Source organism: Methylobacterium thuringiense (assembly GCF_022179645.1).
In the GTDB taxonomy this organism is placed as follows: domain Bacteria; phylum Pseudomonadota; class Alphaproteobacteria; order Rhizobiales; family Beijerinckiaceae; genus Methylobacterium; species Methylobacterium thuringiense.
Genome location: NZ_BPRA01000005.1, coordinates 1 through 17454, shown reverse-complemented (window position 1 = coordinate 17454; position 17454 = coordinate 1). Strand labels below are relative to the sequence as shown.

Here is a 17454-nt window from a genome sequence, read left to right as displayed (position 1 = left end):
GGCCGTGACGTGCCGTCTTCCCGGCAATCCGTACAGTCCACGGCCGAGGCATCGGCCCCCCTGGCCTCGTTGCGCCGCAGCGGGCAGTTGTTCGAGACCGAGCGCCGGCTCAACGCGGTTCTCAACAACGCCTCCGTCTCCATCTTCCTGATGGATGACCGCCAGCACTGCGTCTACATGAACCGCGCCGCCGAAAAGCTCACGGGCTTCACCTTGGACGAAGTGCTCGCCCGCGATTGCCCGCTGCACGACGTCGTGCATCACACCTATCCCGACGGCCGGCCCTTTCCGCTGCAGGACTGCGCGATCGACCGGGCGTTTCCCGAGAACAACCAGGAGCGCGGCGAGGAAGTGTTCGTCCACAAGAGCGGTCACTTCTACCCCGTCGGCTTCACCGCGAGCCCGATCCGGGACGACACCGCCAAGATCATCGGCACCATCATCGAGGTGCGCGACATCAGCGAGGAGAAGGCGGCCGCCGAGCGCCAGCGCCTGCTCATCAACGAGCTGAACCACCGCGTGAAGAACACCCTCGCGACCGTGCAGTCGATCGCCGCGCAGACCTTTCGGGGCAAGACCGACGCCGCGGTGCGGCGCGTGTTCGACGAGCGCATGCTGGCCCTGTCGGATGCCCACAACGTGCTCGTCGCCGACAACTGGGAAAGCGCGAGCCTGTGGAGCGTCGTCGAACGCGCGCTCGCCCCGCACGCCTCGGCCGAGGTCGATTCCGACCGCTTCAAACTGTCCGGCCCGGATGCGCGCCTGCATCCGAAGATCGCCGTGACGCTGTCGATGGCGCTGCACGAACTGATGACCAACGCGTCGAAATACGGCGCGCTGTCGGTGCCCGAAGGACGGGTGGCCGTCGCGTGGTCGGTACGCCACGAAGACGCTGGCAGCGGCCAGCTCGAGCTGCATTGGCAGGAGAGGGGCGGCCCCGTCGTCGTTGCGCCGGTCCGCACGGGCTTCGGCTCGCGGCTGATCGAACGCCAGCTGCCGATGGAGTTCGACGGCTCGGCGGAGATCGTCTACGAGCCGGCCGGCGTGGCCTGCCGGCTGCAGATCCCGCTGACCGAGCTCGGATGGCACGGACAGGAAACCGCCACGCTGCAGGGGGCGCCATGAGCGCGCTCGAAGGCCGGCGTGTGCTGCTGGTCGAGGACGAGAGTCTGGTGGCGATGCTAGCCGAGGACATGCTCGTCGATCTCGGCTGCGACGTGACCGTGGCGATGCGCCTGGACAAGGCGCTGGCCCATGCCCGGAACGGCAGTTTCGATCTCGCCGTGCTCGACGTGAATCTCGGAGCGCAGCGCAGCTATCCGATCGCCGACGTCCTGTTCGAGCGCGGCGTGCGCTTCCTGTTCGCGACGGGCTACGGCTTCGCAGGGCTGGAGCAGGCCTATCGGACCATTCCGGTGGTGCAGAAGCCCTATCGCCTCGAACAGATGCAGGACATCCTGATCCACGTGATGACCTGCACGATGCGGCCCCGGAAGGATGCGCCCGCCGACGCCGGCTGCGGCTGCCGCCCGGCCATGTCCGGAGCTCTCCGGTTCCAGGCGGAAGGGTTCGCCTGATCGCGGCCGGCGGCCGACCCAGGCCCAGTCCGTTCGCATCGATCGTGCACGGCCGCTTCGGACGCCGTGCGACGGTCCATTAACCGCCTCGGAACCCAGCCGTCCTATACCTGATATGCGCCGATCCCGACCGATGGACGCGATCGGATGGGAGAACGGCGATCGACGGGCTCATCGCCTTTGGGTGTGATCCTGCCGTTCATCGGGGCTGGCCGAGACGTCTGCATGCGCGCGCCATCGACGATCCACGACCTCCTGCGGTCGGCCGGTGACGATCTCGCCGGCCTGATCGCCAGCGACGAGCGCCTGCTGCGCTTCGCCCGGCTCGCGGCCCTCGTCATCGTGCCGCTGACCCTGGCGATCGCCTTCGTCGTCCTCGGCACGGGTCCGGAGCCGGGCCGCAACTGGCTCGGCGACATCCTCGGCTTCGATTTCACGCAGGTCTGGCTCGCAGGCCGCAGGGCACTCGATGGCCGCGGCGGCGAGCCCTACGATCTGGCGGTTCACCTGGAGAACTTGAAGGCCGTCTTCGGCCCCGACTGCCGGTACTCCTGGCATTATCCGCCATTCGTCCTGCTTCCCGCCGCCGCGATGGCGCTGCTGCCGTACCAGGCCGCGTTCCTGCTCTGGACGCTCTTCTCCGTCGGCCTTTTCACGCTCGCCCTGTCGCTCGCGGCGCGGCGCACCGACGCCGTCCTGATCGGGCTCGCCCACCCCCTGGTGTTCTGCAATCTGTCCTATGGCCAGAACGGGCTCGTCACCGCGAGCCTGCTGACGCTCGGCGCGCTTCTGGTCGACAGGAGGCCCTGGCTCTCCGGCCTCTGCTTCGGGCTGATCGCCTACAAACCGCAGCTCGCGGCCCTCGCACCGCTGCTGCTGCTGGTCACGGGTCGCCGGCAGGCGCTGCTGGCATCCGTCCTCACGGTCGCCGCACTCTGCCTCGCCTCGATCGCCGCGTTCGGCTGGGCTCCCTGGCACGGCTTCCTCGAAACGCTGACCCAGACCAACCGCATCCTTCTGCAGCAAGGCGGCGGCGGCCTCGAGATCAATGCGAGCGCGTTCGGTGCCGTCCGGCTCGCGGGTGGCCCGATGGCGGCGGCCTGGACGATCCAGATCGCCGTGAGCCTCGCCGCGATCGGGATCGCCGTACGGACCTGGCGGACCTGCGCCGACCCGAACCTGCGCGCCGCGGCCCTGCTGGCCGCATCGCCGATGATCTCGCCCTACGTGCCCCTGTACGACCTGGCTCCGATCGTGCCGGCGACCCTGCTGCTGGTCATGGCGGCGCGACGGACGGGTGCGCTGAAGCCGCATGAGCGCTGGCTGCTGATCGCCGCACCGGCGACCGCGCTGCTGCGGCCGGCCATGGCGGCGACGGGCATCTCCTTCGGCCTCATGATCGGCCTCGCGACGCTCGCCTGCGTCGCCGCCCGCGCATTGCCCAGGTCGGCCGGACATGCCCCCTTGCGCTGGACACGTGCCGGATCGGCGTGATCTCCACCGTCATCGTCCCCACATCCCTCCCGATGGGCGGTCCCGGCATGTCGGCCGGCGGCGCATGGCGATCACGAGAGAGGCAGGCACCGATGGACGGCATCGATCCCCAGACCCAGACCGAACTCGAGGCGGCAGTCTTCCGCCGGCTCGTCGCACATCTGCGCGACCGGCCGGACGCACAGAACATCGACCTGATGAACCTCGCCGGCTTCTGCCGGAACTGCCTGTCGAACTGGCTCAAGGATGCGGCCGACGCGCGCGGCCTCGCGCTCGGCAAGGAAGCCAGCCGCGAACATGTCTACGGGATGCCCTTCGCAGACTGGAAGCGACTGCATCAGAAGGAAGCGACCCCGGAGCAGCAGGCCGCCTTCGCGAAGGGGCAGGCCGAGAGTCCGGGCGGCCACTGAGCTGCGCGTCCACAGCCGATCCGGACCACGTCGCGATTCGTTTTTCCTTGCCGCCAGGGCGCCGGGTGCAGCACCATCGCCTTCGGCAGGGAACGCACCCCGGTGATTCGGGAGCCCGAGAGCCGACTGGGGCCTTCGCATCGCGGGACCGCCGCCGGGCGCATGGCCGGGTTGCGACCGTTTTGCCGTGTTCAGGGACTTGGCAGGGCGCTTGCTAGGCTCTATAGACCCCCTTCCACGAATTCACCTTTTTGAAGGAGTTCGGCCTATCGGCCGATTTCCGTTCGAGATGTCGTCCGGGAAACCGGGCGGCGATGGCCGGAAGGACTTCGGGGCAGATGCCTCGGAAGCCTCGTCCGGCCATGTCCTGTCCGAGACTGCAGGGGCCGGCTTGCCGGCTTAATCCTCAAAGCGCCTGCACAGACGGGGAAGACCGAGTTTTTCGACACGCCTCGACCCTGCGGCTTCCGTGGGGGAGGGGCATCGGTTTGAACCATCTCGCCCATGTCGATCCGCCCTCGGGCGTAGCGGCAGGGGACAGGGCCGTGAAGCGTCGTTCGGACGTTTTCGGCTGACGAGGCCGAGACCGTTTCCGGGCGGCATGTTGCAACCGGCGGGTCCTCATCGAGGTTCCGCCAGAACCGGAGAGAGCCAAGGTGGACAGAACAGCAAAAGCTGATCTCGTCTCGACGCTCAACGGCGTGTTCTCAGAGAACGCCGTCGTCGTCGTGGCCCACTACAAAGGCCTCACGGTCGCCGACATGCAGAAGCTGCGCTCGCAGATGAAGCAGGCCGGCGCCACCGTGAAGGTCGCCAAGAACCGCCTCGCCAGCATTGCTCTCGATGGCACGGACGTCGCCTCCATCAAGCCCCTCCTGAAGGGCCCGACCCTGCTCGCCTATTCGAGCGATCCGGTCGCGGCCGCCAAGGTTGCGGTGGATTTCGCCAAGGTCAACGAGAAGCTCGTGATCCTCGGCGGCGCCATGGGGACGACAGCCTTGAACCCGGACGGTGTGAAGGCGCTCGCCTCGCTCCCGTCCCTCGACGAACTGCGCGCCAAGATCGTGGGCCTCATCCAGGCTCCCGCGACCAAGATCGCCCAGGTCGTCAGCGCACCGGCGGCCAAGCTCGCCCGCGTGTTCGGGGCCTATGCCACCAAGGACGAGAACCGGGACGAGGCGGCCTGAGGGCCGTTCGTCCTTTTCATTCAAACCGATCGAACCGATCTCTCAAGGAAACCGAAAATGGCTGATCTCGCCAAGCTCGTCGACGACCTGTCGTCTTTGACCGTCCTCGAGGCCGCTGACCTCGCCAAGCTGCTCGAAGAGAAGTGGGGCGTCTCCGCTGCCGCCGCCGTCGCCGTTGCCGGACCCGCTGCCGGCCCGGCCGCCGCCGTCGAAGAGCAGACCGAGTTCACGGTCATGCTCACCGCCGCCGGCGACAAGAAGATCGAGGCCATCAAGGAGGTCCGCGCGATCACCGGCCTCGGCCTCAAGGAAGCCAAGGACCTCGTCGAGGGCGCTCCCAAGGCCGTCAAGGAAGGCGTGTCCAAGGACGAAGCCGAGAAGATCAAGGCCCAGCTCGAGAAGGCCGGCGCCAAGGTCGAACTCAAGTAAGACCCGGATGGGCCGGATCCGGCCCATCTCTTCCGGTCTCCTTCGCGGGAGACCGGCACGAAACGCCCGCGAGCCCCACCGGCTCGCGGGCTGACGCCGCTTCCGGCGGCCGGCGGATCGGGGGCGATCCAAACCGGCGACAGAAGACCGAATTTGCAGTTTGGGTGAGGCGGTCCGGCGGGGCGCGTCTCACGGCCCGGAGCGGGAAGGGCACTTTCCCCGGGCACCGGTACGCGGGTAGGTGGAGCGAGATCACATGGCCAACACGCTGGTCGGTCGGAAGCGCATTCGCAAGTTCTTCGGCAAGATCAAGGAAGTGGCAGAGATGCCGAACCTCATCGAGGTTCAGAAGGCATCCTACGACCAGTTCCTGATGGTGGACGAGCCCGAGGGCGGCCGCGGCGACGAGGGCCTGCAGAGCGTCTTCAAGTCGGTCTTCCCGATTTCCGACTTCTCGGCCACGGCACTCCTCGAATTCGTGAAGTACACGTTCGAGCAGCCGAAATACGACGTCGACGAGTGCCGTCAGCGCGGCATCACCTACGCGGCCCCGCTCAAGGTGACCCTGCGGCTGATCGTGTTCGACGTCGATCCGGACACCGGCGCCAAGTCGGTCAAGGACATCAAGGAGCAGGACGTCTACATGGGCGACATGCCCCTGATGACGGAGAACGGCACCTTCATCGTCAACGGCACCGAGCGCGTCATCGTCTCCCAGATGCACCGCTCGCCGGGCGTGTTCTTCGACCACGACAAGGGCAAGACCCACTCCTCGGGCAAGCTCCTGTTCGCCGCCCGCATCATCCCGTATCGCGGCTCCTGGCTCGACGTCGAGTTCGACGCCAAGGACATCGTGCACGTCCGCATCGACCGGAAGCGCAAGATCCCGGCGACCTCGCTGCTGTTCGCGCTCGGCCTCGACGGCGAGGAAATTCTCGCGACCTTCTACGACCGCGTCGTCTACGACCGCGACAAGGAAGATTGGCGCGTCCCGTTCGACCCCGAGCGGCTGAAGGGCTTCAAGGCCTCAGTCGACCTGATCGACGCCGAGTCGGGCGAGGTCGTGCTCGAAGCCGGCAAGAAGATGAACGTGCGCAACGCGCGCCTCATCTCCGAGAAGGGCACCCAGTTCCTCAAGCAGACCAACGAGGACCTCGTCGGCCAGTACATCGCCGAGGACCTGGTCAACCTGAAGACCGGCGAGATCTACGCCGAGGCCGGCGACGAGATCTCCGAGAAGACCTTGGCGGGCCTCGACGAGGCCGGGATCTCCGAGATTCCGGTGCTCGACATCGACCACGTCAACGTCGGCCCTTACATCCGCAACACCCTGGCCGTGGACAAGAACTCGGCTCGCGAGGGTGCGCTGTTCGACATCTACCGCGTCATGCGTCCCGGCGAGCCGCCGACGCTCGACACCGCCGAGGCCATGTTCCACTCGCTGTTCTTCGACAGCGAGCGCTACGACCTGTCCGCCGTCGGCCGCGTGAAGATGAACATGCGCCTCGACCTCGACGCCGAGGACACCGTGCGCACGCTCCGCAAGGAGGACATGCTCGCGGTCGTCAAGGCGCTGGTGGACCTGCGCGACGGCAAGGGTGAGATCGACGACATCGACCATCTCGGCAACCGGCGCGTGCGCTCGGTCGGCGAGCTCATGGAGAACCAGTACCGGCTCGGCCTGCTCCGCATGGAGCGCGCCATCAAGGAGCGGATGTCGTCCGTCGACATCGACACCGTGATGCCGCAGGACCTGATCAACGCGAAGCCGGCTGCCGCCGCGGTGCGCGAGTTCTTCGGCTCGTCGCAGCTCTCGCAGTTCATGGACCAGACCAACCCGCTCTCGGAGGTCACCCACAAGCGCCGCCTCTCGGCGCTTGGCCCGGGCGGTCTGACCCGCGAGCGCGCCGGCTTCGAAGTCCGCGACGTGCATCCGACGCACTACGGCCGCATCTGCCCGATCGAGACGCCGGAAGGCCCGAACATCGGCCTGATCAACTCGCTCGCGACCTTCGCGCGCGTGAACAAGTACGGCTTCATCGAGACGCCCTTCCGCAAGGTGAAGGACGGCGTGGTGACGAACGACGTCTCGTATCTCTCCGCGATGGAGGAGGCGAAGTATCACGTCGCCCAGGCCAACGCGCAGATGGACGAGAACAAGAAGCTCACCGAGGACCTCGTGGTCTGCCGGCGCGCCGGTGACGTCATCGTGGTCACCCCCGACCGCGTCGACCTCATGGACGTGTCGCCGAAGCAGCTCGTCTCGGTCGCGGCCGCGCTGATCCCGTTCCTCGAGAACGACGACGCGAACCGCGCGCTGATGGGCTCGAACATGCAGCGCCAGGCGGTGCCGCTTGTCCGCTCGGACGCGCCGTTCGTCGGCACCGGCATGGAAGCCGTGGTCGCCCGCGACTCCGGCGCCGCCATCGCGGCCCGCCGCTCGGGCATCATCGACCAGGTGGATGCCACCCGTATCGTCATCCGCGCCACGGAAGAAGCCGACGCCACCAAGCCCGGCGTCGACATCTACCGCCTGCAGAAGTTCCAGCGCTCCAACCAGTCGACCTGCATCACGCAGAAGCCGCTGGTGCGCGTCGGCGAGCAGGTCAAGAAGGGCGAGATCATCGCCGACGGTCCCTCGACCGAGTTCGGCGAGCTGGCGCTCGGCCGGAACGTGCTCGTCGCGTTCATGCCGTGGAACGGCTACAACTTCGAGGACTCGATCCTGCTCTCCGAGCGGATCGTGAAAGATGACGTGTTCACCTCGATCCACATCGAGGAATTCGAGGTGATGGCCCGAGACACCAAGCTCGGTCCGGAGGAAATCACCCGCGACATCCCGAACGTCTCGGAAGAGGCGCTCAAGAACCTCGACGAAGCCGGCATCGTCTATATCGGCGCGGAAGTGCACGCCGGCGACATCCTCTGCGGCAAGATCACGCCGAAGGGCGAGAGCCCGATGACGCCGGAGGAGAAGCTTCTCCGCGCCATCTTCGGCGAGAAGGCGTCCGACGTGCGCGACACCTCGCTCCGGGTTCCCCCGGGCGTGACCGGCACGATCGTCGAGGTCCGGGTGTTCAACCGCCACGGCGTCGACAAGGACGAGCGCGCCCAGGCGATCGAGCGCGAGGAGATCGAGCGTCTCGCCAAGGACCGCGACGACGAGCAGACCATCCTCGACCGCAACACCTATGCCCGCCTATCCGGCGTGCTGATCGGCCAGTCACCGGTCGCCGGCCCGAAGGGCTTCAAGAAGGACACCAAGCTGACCCGCGAGGAGATCAGCGAGTATCCCCGTTCGCAATGGTGGCAGTTCGCCGTCGTCGAAGACCGTATGATGACGGAAATCGAGGCGATGCAGAAGCAGTACGACGAGTCGAAGAAGCGCCTCGAGCAGCGCTTCCTCGACAAGGTCGAGAAGCTGCAGCGCGGGGACGAGTTGCCCCCCGGCGTGATGAAGATGGTCAAGGTCTTCGTCGCGGTGAAGCGCAAGATCCAGCCGGGCGACAAGATGGCCGGCCGTCACGGCAACAAGGGCGTGGTCTCCCGCATCGTGCCGATCGAGGACATGCCGTTCCTCGAAGACGGCACGCATGCCGACATCGTGCTGAACCCGCTCGGCGTGCCCTCGCGGATGAACGTCGGCCAGATCCTGGAGACCCATCTCGGATGGGCCGCCGCCGGCCTCGGCCGCAAGGTCGGCAAGGCCGTCGACGCCTACCTGAAGAGCCAGGACATCGCGCCGCTGCGCGCCGAGATGCAGGCGATCTACTCCCCCTCGGAGCTGGAAGGCCTCTCCGACGACGACATGGCGGAGGCGGCCAACAACGTCCGCCGCGGCGTGCCGATGGCGACCCCGGTGTTCAACGGCGCCAAGGAAGCCGACATCGAGCAGATGCTGGAAATGGCCGGTCTCGACCGGTCGGCCCAGTCGACGCTCTATGACGGGCGGACCGGCGAGGCCTTCGATCGCAAGGTGACGATGGGCTACATCTACATGCTCAAGCTTCACCACCTCGTGGACGACAAGATCCACGCGCGGTCGATCGGCCCGTACTCGCTCGTCACCCAGCAGCCGCTGGGCGGCAAGGCGCAGTTCGGCGGACAGCGCTTCGGCGAGATGGAGGTCTGGGCGCTGGAGGCCTACGGCGCGGCCTACACGCTGCAGGAGATGCTCACCGTGAAGTCGGACGACGTGGCCGGCCGCACCAAGGTCTACGAGGCCATCGTGCGCGGCGACGACACCTTCGAGGCGGGCATCCCCGAGTCGTTCAACGTTCTCGTCAAGGAGATGCGATCGCTCGGCCTCAACGTCGAGCTGACCTCCACCAAGAAGAACGCGAACGACCAGCTCGAGCCGCCGGCCGAGGCCGCCGAGTAACACCAAGCGACAGCTCCCGTGCCGGCCCTTCGGAGCCGGCACGGTTCGAGCGGGGAGGGGAAGCACCTTCCGGGACAAGGGCCAGCGGCGTCCGGGCGGACGCGGCGCCACACGATTTCAGTCGTGACACCCAGGCGCGGGGTCTCACGCGAACAAGGAGCGGATCATGAACCAAGAGGTCATGAACCTTTTCAACCAGCAGTCCCAGCCGCAGAGCTTCGACCAGATCAAGATCTCGATCTCGTCGCCCGAGAAGATCCTCTCGTGGTCGTTCGGCGAGATCAAGAAGCCCGAGACCATCAACTATCGGACCTTCAAGCCCGAGCGCGACGGCCTGTTCTGCGCGCGCATCTTCGGGCCGATCAAGGACTACGAGTGCTTGTGCGGCAAGTACAAGCGCATGAAGTACAAGGGCGTCATCTGCGAGAAGTGCGGCGTCGAAGTCACCCTGGCGCGCGTCCGTCGTGACCGCATGGGCCATATCGAGCTGGCCGCGCCGGTCGCGCACATCTGGTTCCTGAAGTCGCTGCCGAGCCGCATCGGCCTGCTACTCGACATGCCGCTCAAGGACCTCGAGCGGATCCTCTACTTCGAGTCCTACTGCGTCATCGAGCCGGGCCTCACCCCCCTCAAGGAGCGTCAGCTCCTGACGGAGGAGGAGTACCTGCGCGCGCAGGAGGAGTACGGCGAGGACTCGTTCACGGCGATGATCGGCGCCGAGGCGATCCGCCGAATCCTGATGGAGCTCGACCTCGAAGGCATCGCCGCGTCGCTCAAGGAGGAAATCTCCACGACGACGTCGGAGCTGAAGCCCAAGAAGCTGATGAAGCGTCTCAAGATCATTGAGGCGTTCCAGCTCTCGGGCAACAAGCCCGAGTGGATGATCCTGACCGTCGTCCCCGTGATCCCGCCGGACCTGCGCCCGCTGGTTCCCCTCGACGGCGGCCGCTTCGCCACGTCCGACCTGAACGACCTCTATCGCCGCGTCATCAACCGCAACAACCGCCTCAAGCGGCTGATCGAGCTGCGCGCGCCCGACATCATCATCCGCAACGAGAAGCGGATGCTGCAGGAGGCCGTCGACGCGCTGTTCGACAACGGCCGCCGCGGCCGCGTCATCACCGGCGCCAACAAGCGCCCGCTGAAGTCGCTCGCCGACATGCTCAAGGGCAAGCAGGGCCGCTTCCGTCAGAACCTGCTCGGCAAGCGCGTCGACTATTCGGGCCGTTCGGTCATCGTGGTCGGCCCGGAGCTGAAGCTGCATCAGTGCGGGCTACCGAAGAAGATGGCGCTGGAGCTGTTCAAGCCCTTCATCTACGCGCGCCTCGACGCCAAGGGTTTCTCGGCCACCGTCAAGCAGGCGAAGAAGCTCGTCGAGAAGGAGAAGCCCGAGGTCTGGGACATCCTGGACGAGGTCATCCGCGAGCATCCCGTGATGCTGAACCGGGCGCCGACGCTCCACCGCCTCGGCATCCAGGCCTTCGAGCCGAAGCTGATCGAGGGCAAGGCGATCCAGCTGCATCCGCTGGTCTGCGCCGCCTTCAACGCCGACTTCGACGGCGACCAGATGGCCGTGCACGTCCCGCTGTCGCTTGAGGCGCAGTTGGAAGCGCGCGTCCTCATGATGTCGACGAACAACATCCTGCACCCGGCCAACGGCCAGCCGATCATCGTGCCCTCGCAGGACATCGTTCTCGGCCTCTACTACCTCTCCATCGTCGGTGAGGGCCTCGTCGGCGCCTTCCAACCCGACCACAAGACCAACCCGATGCAGGGCGTCTTCGGCGACGTGGGCGAGCTCGAGCATGCGCTCGCGGCCAAGACCGTGAAGCTGCATACCAAGATCAAGTGGCGCTGGAAGGGCATCGGCCCGGACGGCGAGCCGCTGACCAAGACCTACGACACCACGCCTGGCCGGGTGATCCTGTCGGGCGCGCTGCCGCTGCACGCCAAGGTGCCCTTCGACGTCGTCAACAAGCTGATGACGAAGAAGGAAATCTCGGGGATGATCGACACCGTCTACCGCCACTGCGGTCAGAAGGAATCGGTGATCTTCTGTGATCGCATCATGGCGCTGGGCTTCAGCCACGCGTTCAAGGCCGGCATCTCGTTCGGCAAGGACGACATGGTGGTGCCAGAGAACAAGTGGACCATCGTCGACACCACCCGCTCGCTCGTGAAGGACTACGAGCAGCAGTACAACGACGGCCTGATCACCCAGGGCGAGAAGTACAACAAGGTCGTCGACGCCTGGGCGAAGTGCTCCGACAAGCTCGCCGCGGAGATGATGCTCCGCATCTCCACCGTGCAGAAGGACGAGGACGGCGCCGACAAGCAGGTCAACTCGATCTACATGATGAGCCACTCCGGTGCGCGTGGTTCGCCGGCGCAGATGAAGCAGCTTGCCGCGATGCGCGGACTCATGGCCAAGCCCTCGGGCGAGATCATCGAGACCCCGATCATCTCGAACTTCAAGGAAGGCCTCAACGTTCTCGAGTACTTCAACTCCACCCACGGCGCCCGTAAGGGCCTCGCGGACACGGCGTTGAAGACCGCCAACTCCGGCTACCTGACCCGTCGTCTCGTCGACGTGGCGCAGGACGCGGTGATCCGCGAGGTCGATTGCGGCACGACCAACGGCATCAAGATGCGCGCCATCATCGATGCCGGCCAGGTCGTCGCGCCGCTGTCGAGCCGCATCCTCGGCCGCGCCTCGGCCGATCCGCTGACGGCTGCCGACGGCAGCGTCATCGTGGCGGCGGGCGAGACCATCGAGGAACGTCACCTGCCGGCCATCACGGCCGCCGGCATCCAGGAGGTGAAGATCCGCTCGGTGCTCGTCTGCGCCACCAAGAGCGGCGTCTGCGCCACCTGTTACGGGCGCGACCTCGCCCGCGGCACGCCCGTCAACATGGGCGAGGCCGTCGGCGTCATCGCGGCGCAGTCGATCGGCGAGCCGGGTACCCAGCTCACGATGCGTACGTTCCACATCGGTGGCGCAGCGCAGATCGCGGACTCGTCCTTCGTCGAATCGAGCTTCGAGGGTACGATCGCGATCCGCAACCGCTCGCTCGCCAAGAACTCGGACGGCGACCTCATCGCCACCGGCCGTAACGTGGCCGTCGTGATCGTCGGCAGCGACGGTGGCGAGCGCGCGGTGCACCGCCTGCAATACGGCGCCAAGCTGCGTGTCGACGAGGGCGACAAGATCAAGCGTGGGCAGCGGATCGCCGAATGGGATCCCTATACCCGTCCGATCGTGTCCGAGATCGACGGCATCGTGGCCTACGAGGACCTCTACGACGGTCAGTCGATCACCGAGACCACCGACGAGTCGACCGGCATCTCGAAGCGCGTCGTCATCGACTGGCGCGGTTCGTCGCGGACCTCCGACCTGAAGCCGGCCATGGTCGTCGTCGATTCCGAGGGCAAGCCCCTGAAGCTGCCGCGCGGCTCGGAGGCTCGCTACCTCCTGCCGGTCGAAGCCATCATCGGCGTCGATCCGGGTGCGAAGATCAAGGCGGGCGACATCCTCGCGCGTGTCTCGAGCGAGTCGGCCAAGACCCGCGACATCACCGGCGGTCTGCCGCGGGTGGCGGAGCTGTTCGAGGCGCGTCGTCCGAAGGATGCGGCGATCATCGCCGAGAAGTCCGGCACGATCGCCTTCGGGCGCGACTACAAGAACAAGCGCCGCCTCTCGTTGACGCCGCATGACGGCAGCGAGAACGTCGAGTACCTGATCCCGAAGGGCAAGCACATCCACTTGCAGGACGGCGACGTGGTCGAACTCGGCGACTACATCGTCGACGGCAACCCCGCGCCACACGACATCCTGGCGATCAAGGGCGTGGAGGAGCTTGCCGCTTACCTCGTCAACGAGATCCAGGAGGTCTACCGGCTCCAGGGCGTGCTCATCAACGACAAGCACATCGAGGTGATCGTCCGTCAGATGCTGCAGAAGGTGGAGATCACCGATAGCGGCGACTCGGATATCATCCCGGGCGACCAGATCGACCGGACCGAACTCGCCGACTTCAACGAGAAGCTGCTTGCCGAGGGCAAGAAGCCGATCCAGGGCGTGCCGGTGCTGCTCGGCATCACCAAGGCCTCGCTGCAGACGAAGTCGTTCATCTCGGCGGCCTCGTTCCAGGAGACCACCCGCGTCCTCACCGAGGCGGCGGTCAACGGCAAGGTCGACACGCTCGAAGGCCTGAAGGAGAACGTGATCGTGGGCTCGCTCATCCCGGCGGGTACCGGTTCGCTCGTCGCGGATATCCGCACGATCGCGCGTCGCCGCGACAGCCTGATCCTGAAGCAGCGCGCCGAAGAGCACGCGGCGCGCGCGCCGGCCCCGGTGACCGAGTTGCCGCCGGCCGCCGCCGAATAGGATTCGGTCGAACGGACAAAAACGAGGGCGGCCTTCGGGCCGCCCTTTTTCGTTGGCGGAACGCCGGCCGCATGCGCCCGCCGCACGCCAGCGGCCGAGTCCCGGCGGCGGTACGAAGAATGTGTTGCCGAGCCGTTGACGTTCCGGAAATCCCCGAGTAGAAGCGCCCCACTTCGGTTGGCCAAGTGTCTCCGACGACGTGAAGCTCTGAGCTTCCCAGGTCGTCGCCGGGCCGGTGCCGAGGGTCATATAGCCTGACAATCGTCAGATCCGTGGGTAAGAACGCGCCCTCTACGGCGTGATCCTCTGCCTCAACTGCGCCAAAGGCCTCATGGGGCCTATGGCGTTATTCGTTTTGCCGTCGGCTCCGCCGGAGCCGAGAGTTCGAAGATCAGGGGCGCCCAGCGCGACCCGAGGGAAGAGGGCAGAGAATGCCGACGATCAACCAGCTGATCGCCCAGCCGCGGAAGGCGCAGAAGGCCCGTAACAAGGTGCCTGCGCTCGATTCGTGCCCGCAGAAGCGTGGCGTATGCACCCGCGTCTATACGACGACCCCGAAGAAGCCGAACTCGGCGCTTCGTAAGGTTGCCAAGGTTCGCCTCACCAACGGTTTTGAGGTGATCGGCTATATCCCCGGCGAAGGTCACAACCTTCAGGAGCACTCCGTGGTGATGATCCGCGGCGGCCGCGTGAAGGATCTTCCGGGCGTCCGCTATCACATCCTGCGCGGCGTGCTGGATACCCAGGGCGTCAAGGGCCGCAAGCAGCGCCGCTCGAAGTACGGCGCCAAGCGCCCGAAGTAAGAACCGCGTCCGAAGTAATTTCTTCGGGCCTGTTATTTCCACGGCTCCGTAAGGATGCCGCCGGCTTCACAGCTCAGGCGGCCTGCGCGGGGTGCTTAAGACGATTTTTCGAACGCAAGGCTGGACCCCATGTCTCGTCGTCACTCTGCCGAGAAGCGCGAAATCATCCCCGACGCCAAGTACGGCGACATCGTCCTGACCAAGTTCATGAATTCGATCATGTACGAGGGCAAGAAGTCCGTTGCCGAAGGTATCGTCTATGGTGCCTTCGAGATCGTCGAGAGCCGCAGCCGCACCAACCCGATCGAGGTTTTCCGCGCCGCTCTCGAGAACGTCGCCCCGGCGATCGAAGTGCGCTCGCGCCGCGTCGGCGGTGCGACTTATCAGGTCCCCGTCGAGGTGCGCACCGAGCGCCGCCAGGCCCTCGCGATCCGTTGGCTGATCCAGGCCGCCCGCGGCCGCAACGACCGCACCATGGTCGAGCGCCTCTCCGGAGAGCTGCTCGACGCCGCGAACAACCGCGGCAACGCCGTCAAGAAGCGGGAAGACACGCACCGGATGGCTGAAGCCAACCGCGCCTTCTCGCACTACCGCTGGTAAGCGGTTCCAGGCCCTTTCAGGAGCACCCCGATGCCCCGCACGCATGCGATCGAGGACTACCGCAACTTCGGCATCATGGCTCACATTGATGCCGGCAAGACGACGACCACTGAGCGGATCCTCTACTACACCGGCAAGTCCCACAAGATCGGCGAGGTCCATGAGGGCGCCGCCACGATGGACTGGATGGAGCAGGAGCAGGAGCGCGGCATCACGATCACGTCTGCCGCGACGACGTGCTTCTGGCGCGAGAAGCGCCTGAACATCATCGACACCCCCGGCCACGTCGACTTCACCATCGAAGTCGAGCGCTCGCTGCGCGTGCTCGACGGCGCCGTCTGCGTGCTCGACGGCAACCAGGGCGTCGAGCCCCAGACCGAGACCGTCTGGCGCCAGGCCGACAAGTACGACGTTCCCCGTGTCGTGTTCGTCAACAAGATGGACAAGATCGGTGCGGACTTCTTCAAGTGCGTCGCCGACATCATCACCCGCGTCGCCGGCAAGCCCGTCTGCCTGCAGCTGCCGATCGGTGCCGAGAGCACCTTCCGGGGCGTGGTCGACCTGATCAAGATGAAGGCGATCGTCTGGTCGGGCGAGGCGCTCGGCGCGAACTACGAAGAGGAGGCCATTCCGGCCGATCTTCAGGATCAGGCGGTCGAGTACCGCACCAAGATGATCGAGGCCTGCGTCGAGCTCGACGACGAAGCCATGACCGCCTACCTCGACGGCGTGGAGCCGTCCGAGGAGACCCTGCGGATGCTCGTGCGCCGTGCCGTGCAGCTGCGCGCCTTCCATCCCGTGCTCTGCGGTTCGGCCTTCAAGAACAAGGGCGTTCAGCCGCTCCTGGACGCCGTCGTCGATTACCTGCCGTCCCCGGCGGATCGCGGCGAGATCAAGGGCATCGACTTCAAGACCGAGGAAGACACTTTCCGTCATCCGACGGATAGCGATCCCTTTTCCATGCTCGCCTTCAAGATCATGGACGATCCCCACGTCGGCACGATCACGTTCTGCCGCGTGTATTCGGGCAAGGTCGAGTCGGGCGCCAACGTACTCAACTCGTCCCGCGACAAGAAGGAGCGTGTCGGCCGCATGCTCCTGATGCACGCCAACAACCGTGAGGACGTCAAGGAAGCCTTCGCCGGCGACATCGTCGCCCTCGCAGGCCTCAAGGACACCCGCACCGGCGACACCCTGTCGGATCCGATCAAGGCCGTGATCCTCGAGAAGATGGAGTTCCCCGAGCCCGTCATCGAGATCGCCGTCGAGCCGAAGTCGAAGGCCGACCAGGAGAAGCTCGGCATCGCCCTCGCCAAGCTCGCGGCCGAGGATCCGTCCTTCCGCGTCTCGACCGATCAGGAATCCGGCCAGACCATCCTTCGGGGGATGGGCGAGCTCCACCTCGACATCAAGGTCGACATCCTGCGGCGGACCTACAAGGTCGACGCCAATATCGGCCAGCCGCAGGTCGCCTACCGCGAGAAGCTGACCAAGCGTCAGGAGATCGACTACACCCACAAGAAGCAGACCGGTGGTACCGGCCAGTTCGCACGGGTGAAGTTCATCGTCGAGCCGAACGAGCCGGGCGCAGGCTTCTCGTTCGAGTCGAAGGTGGTCGGTGGTTCGGTGCCGAAGGAGTACATCCCAGGCGTCGAGAAAGGTCTGAACTCGGTCCTCGGCGCTGGCGTCCTCGCCGGCTTCCCGGTGGTCGACATCAAGGTCGAGCTGATCGACGGCGCCTATCACGACGTCGACTCGTCTGCTCTCGCCTTCGAAATCGCGTCCCGCGCCGCTTTGCGTGAAGCCCTTCAGAAGGGCGGCTCGGTTCTGCTCGAGCCGGTCATGAAGGTCGAGGTCGTCTCGCCTGAGGAATACACCGGCTCGGTCATCGGCGATCTCAACTCTCGCCGGGGTCAGATCCAGGGCCAGGACATGCGCGGCAACGCCAACGTCATCAACGCGATGGTGCCGCTCGCCAACATGTTCGGCTACGTGAACCAGCTGCGCTCCTTCTCACAGGGCCGCGCCAACTTCACGATGCAGTTCGATCACTACGAAGAGGTGCCGCGCGGCGAGGCCGACAAGGTCATCGCCAAGTACGCCTAAGGCTCACGCCTAAAACACTTCTTCTTCCGCAAAAACGCATTCGACTTTTAGGAGGCTCTGATGGGCAAGGAAAAGTTCAA

The 17454-nt window shown here is 65.9% G+C and carries 11 protein-coding genes; all 11 read left to right on the top strand.

Annotation, left to right across the window (positions count from 1 at the left end):
- Positions 1–9: 9 nt before the first annotated feature.
- The 11 genes from MFF07_RS05570 (at position 10) to fusA (ending at position 17374) form a co-directional block, all read left to right on the top strand.
- On the top strand, positions 10–1125 hold the full coding sequence (locus tag MFF07_RS05570; protein ID WP_238231060.1) for a sensor histidine kinase: 1116 nt from the start codon (positions 10–12) through the stop codon (positions 1123–1125).
- Positions 1122–1577, top strand: a complete 456-nt coding sequence (locus MFF07_RS05565; protein WP_238231057.1) for a response regulator — start codon at positions 1122–1124, stop codon at positions 1575–1577. Before MFF07_RS05570 ends, MFF07_RS05565 begins: the two co-directional genes overlap by 4 nt.
- Before the next feature lie 225 nt (positions 1578–1802).
- Entirely contained in the window at positions 1803–3071 is a 1269-nt protein-coding gene (locus MFF07_RS05560) for a glycosyltransferase family 87 protein (RefSeq protein ID WP_238231055.1), read from the top strand.
- A gap of 92 nt (positions 3072–3163) precedes the next feature.
- Positions 3164–3481 (top strand): DUF1244 domain-containing protein, encoded by a 318-nt coding sequence (locus MFF07_RS05555; protein ID WP_147817321.1) that lies wholly within the window; start codon positions 3164–3166, stop codon positions 3479–3481.
- A 656-nt stretch (positions 3482–4137) separates the two neighbouring features.
- On the top strand, positions 4138–4668 hold the full coding sequence (gene rplJ / locus MFF07_RS05550; RefSeq protein WP_147817305.1) for a 50S ribosomal protein L10: 531 nt from the start codon (positions 4138–4140) through the stop codon (positions 4666–4668).
- A 57-nt stretch (positions 4669–4725) separates the two neighbouring features.
- Positions 4726–5097, top strand: a complete 372-nt coding sequence (rplL, locus tag MFF07_RS05545; protein ID WP_147817306.1) for a 50S ribosomal protein L7/L12 — start codon at positions 4726–4728, stop codon at positions 5095–5097.
- 256 nt (positions 5098–5353) lie between these two features.
- On the top strand, positions 5354–9478 hold the full coding sequence (gene rpoB / locus MFF07_RS05540; RefSeq protein ID WP_147817307.1) for a DNA-directed RNA polymerase subunit beta: 4125 nt from the start codon (positions 5354–5356) through the stop codon (positions 9476–9478).
- Between the two features lie 166 nt (positions 9479–9644).
- Positions 9645–13865 carry a DNA-directed RNA polymerase subunit beta' gene (gene rpoC, locus MFF07_RS05535; RefSeq protein WP_147817308.1) on the top strand — a complete coding sequence of 1407 codons (4221 nt, stop codon included), beginning with the start codon at positions 9645–9647 and terminating at the stop codon, positions 13863–13865.
- A gap of 431 nt (positions 13866–14296) precedes the next feature.
- Positions 14297–14668: a 30S ribosomal protein S12 gene (gene rpsL / locus MFF07_RS05530; RefSeq protein WP_147817309.1), complete on the top strand. Its 372-nt coding sequence runs from the start codon at positions 14297–14299 to the stop codon at positions 14666–14668.
- A gap of 129 nt (positions 14669–14797) precedes the next feature.
- On the top strand, positions 14798–15268 hold the full coding sequence (gene rpsG, locus MFF07_RS05525) for a 30S ribosomal protein S7 (RefSeq protein ID WP_147817310.1): 471 nt from the start codon (positions 14798–14800) through the stop codon (positions 15266–15268).
- A 30-nt stretch (positions 15269–15298) separates the two neighbouring features.
- Positions 15299–17374, top strand: a complete 2076-nt coding sequence (fusA, locus tag MFF07_RS05520; RefSeq protein WP_147817311.1) for an elongation factor G — start codon at positions 15299–15301, stop codon at positions 17372–17374.
- The last annotated feature ends 80 nt before the right edge of the window (positions 17375–17454 follow it).

What these genes read in the sequence shown, in the direction of transcription:
- MFF07_RS05565 (WP_238231057.1), top strand. Translation starts at nt 1,122, where the DNA reads ATGAGCGCGCTCGAAGGCCGGCGTGTGCTGCTGGTCGAGGACGAGAGT.
- MFF07_RS05560 (WP_238231055.1), top strand. Translation starts at nt 1,803, where the DNA reads ATGCGCGCGCCATCGACGATCCACGACCTCCTGCGGTCGGCCGGTGAC.
- MFF07_RS05555 (WP_147817321.1), top strand. Translation starts at nt 3,164, where the DNA reads ATGGACGGCATCGATCCCCAGACCCAGACCGAACTCGAGGCGGCAGTC.
- rplL (WP_147817306.1), top strand. Translation starts at nt 4,726, where the DNA reads ATGGCTGATCTCGCCAAGCTCGTCGACGACCTGTCGTCTTTGACCGTC.
- rpoB (WP_147817307.1), top strand. Translation starts at nt 5,354, where the DNA reads ATGGCCAACACGCTGGTCGGTCGGAAGCGCATTCGCAAGTTCTTCGGC.
- rpoC (WP_147817308.1), top strand. Translation starts at nt 9,645, where the DNA reads ATGAACCAAGAGGTCATGAACCTTTTCAACCAGCAGTCCCAGCCGCAG.
- rpsL (WP_147817309.1), top strand. Translation starts at nt 14,297, where the DNA reads ATGCCGACGATCAACCAGCTGATCGCCCAGCCGCGGAAGGCGCAGAAG.
- rpsG (WP_147817310.1), top strand. Translation starts at nt 14,798, where the DNA reads ATGTCTCGTCGTCACTCTGCCGAGAAGCGCGAAATCATCCCCGACGCC.
- fusA (WP_147817311.1), top strand. Translation starts at nt 15,299, where the DNA reads ATGCCCCGCACGCATGCGATCGAGGACTACCGCAACTTCGGCATCATG.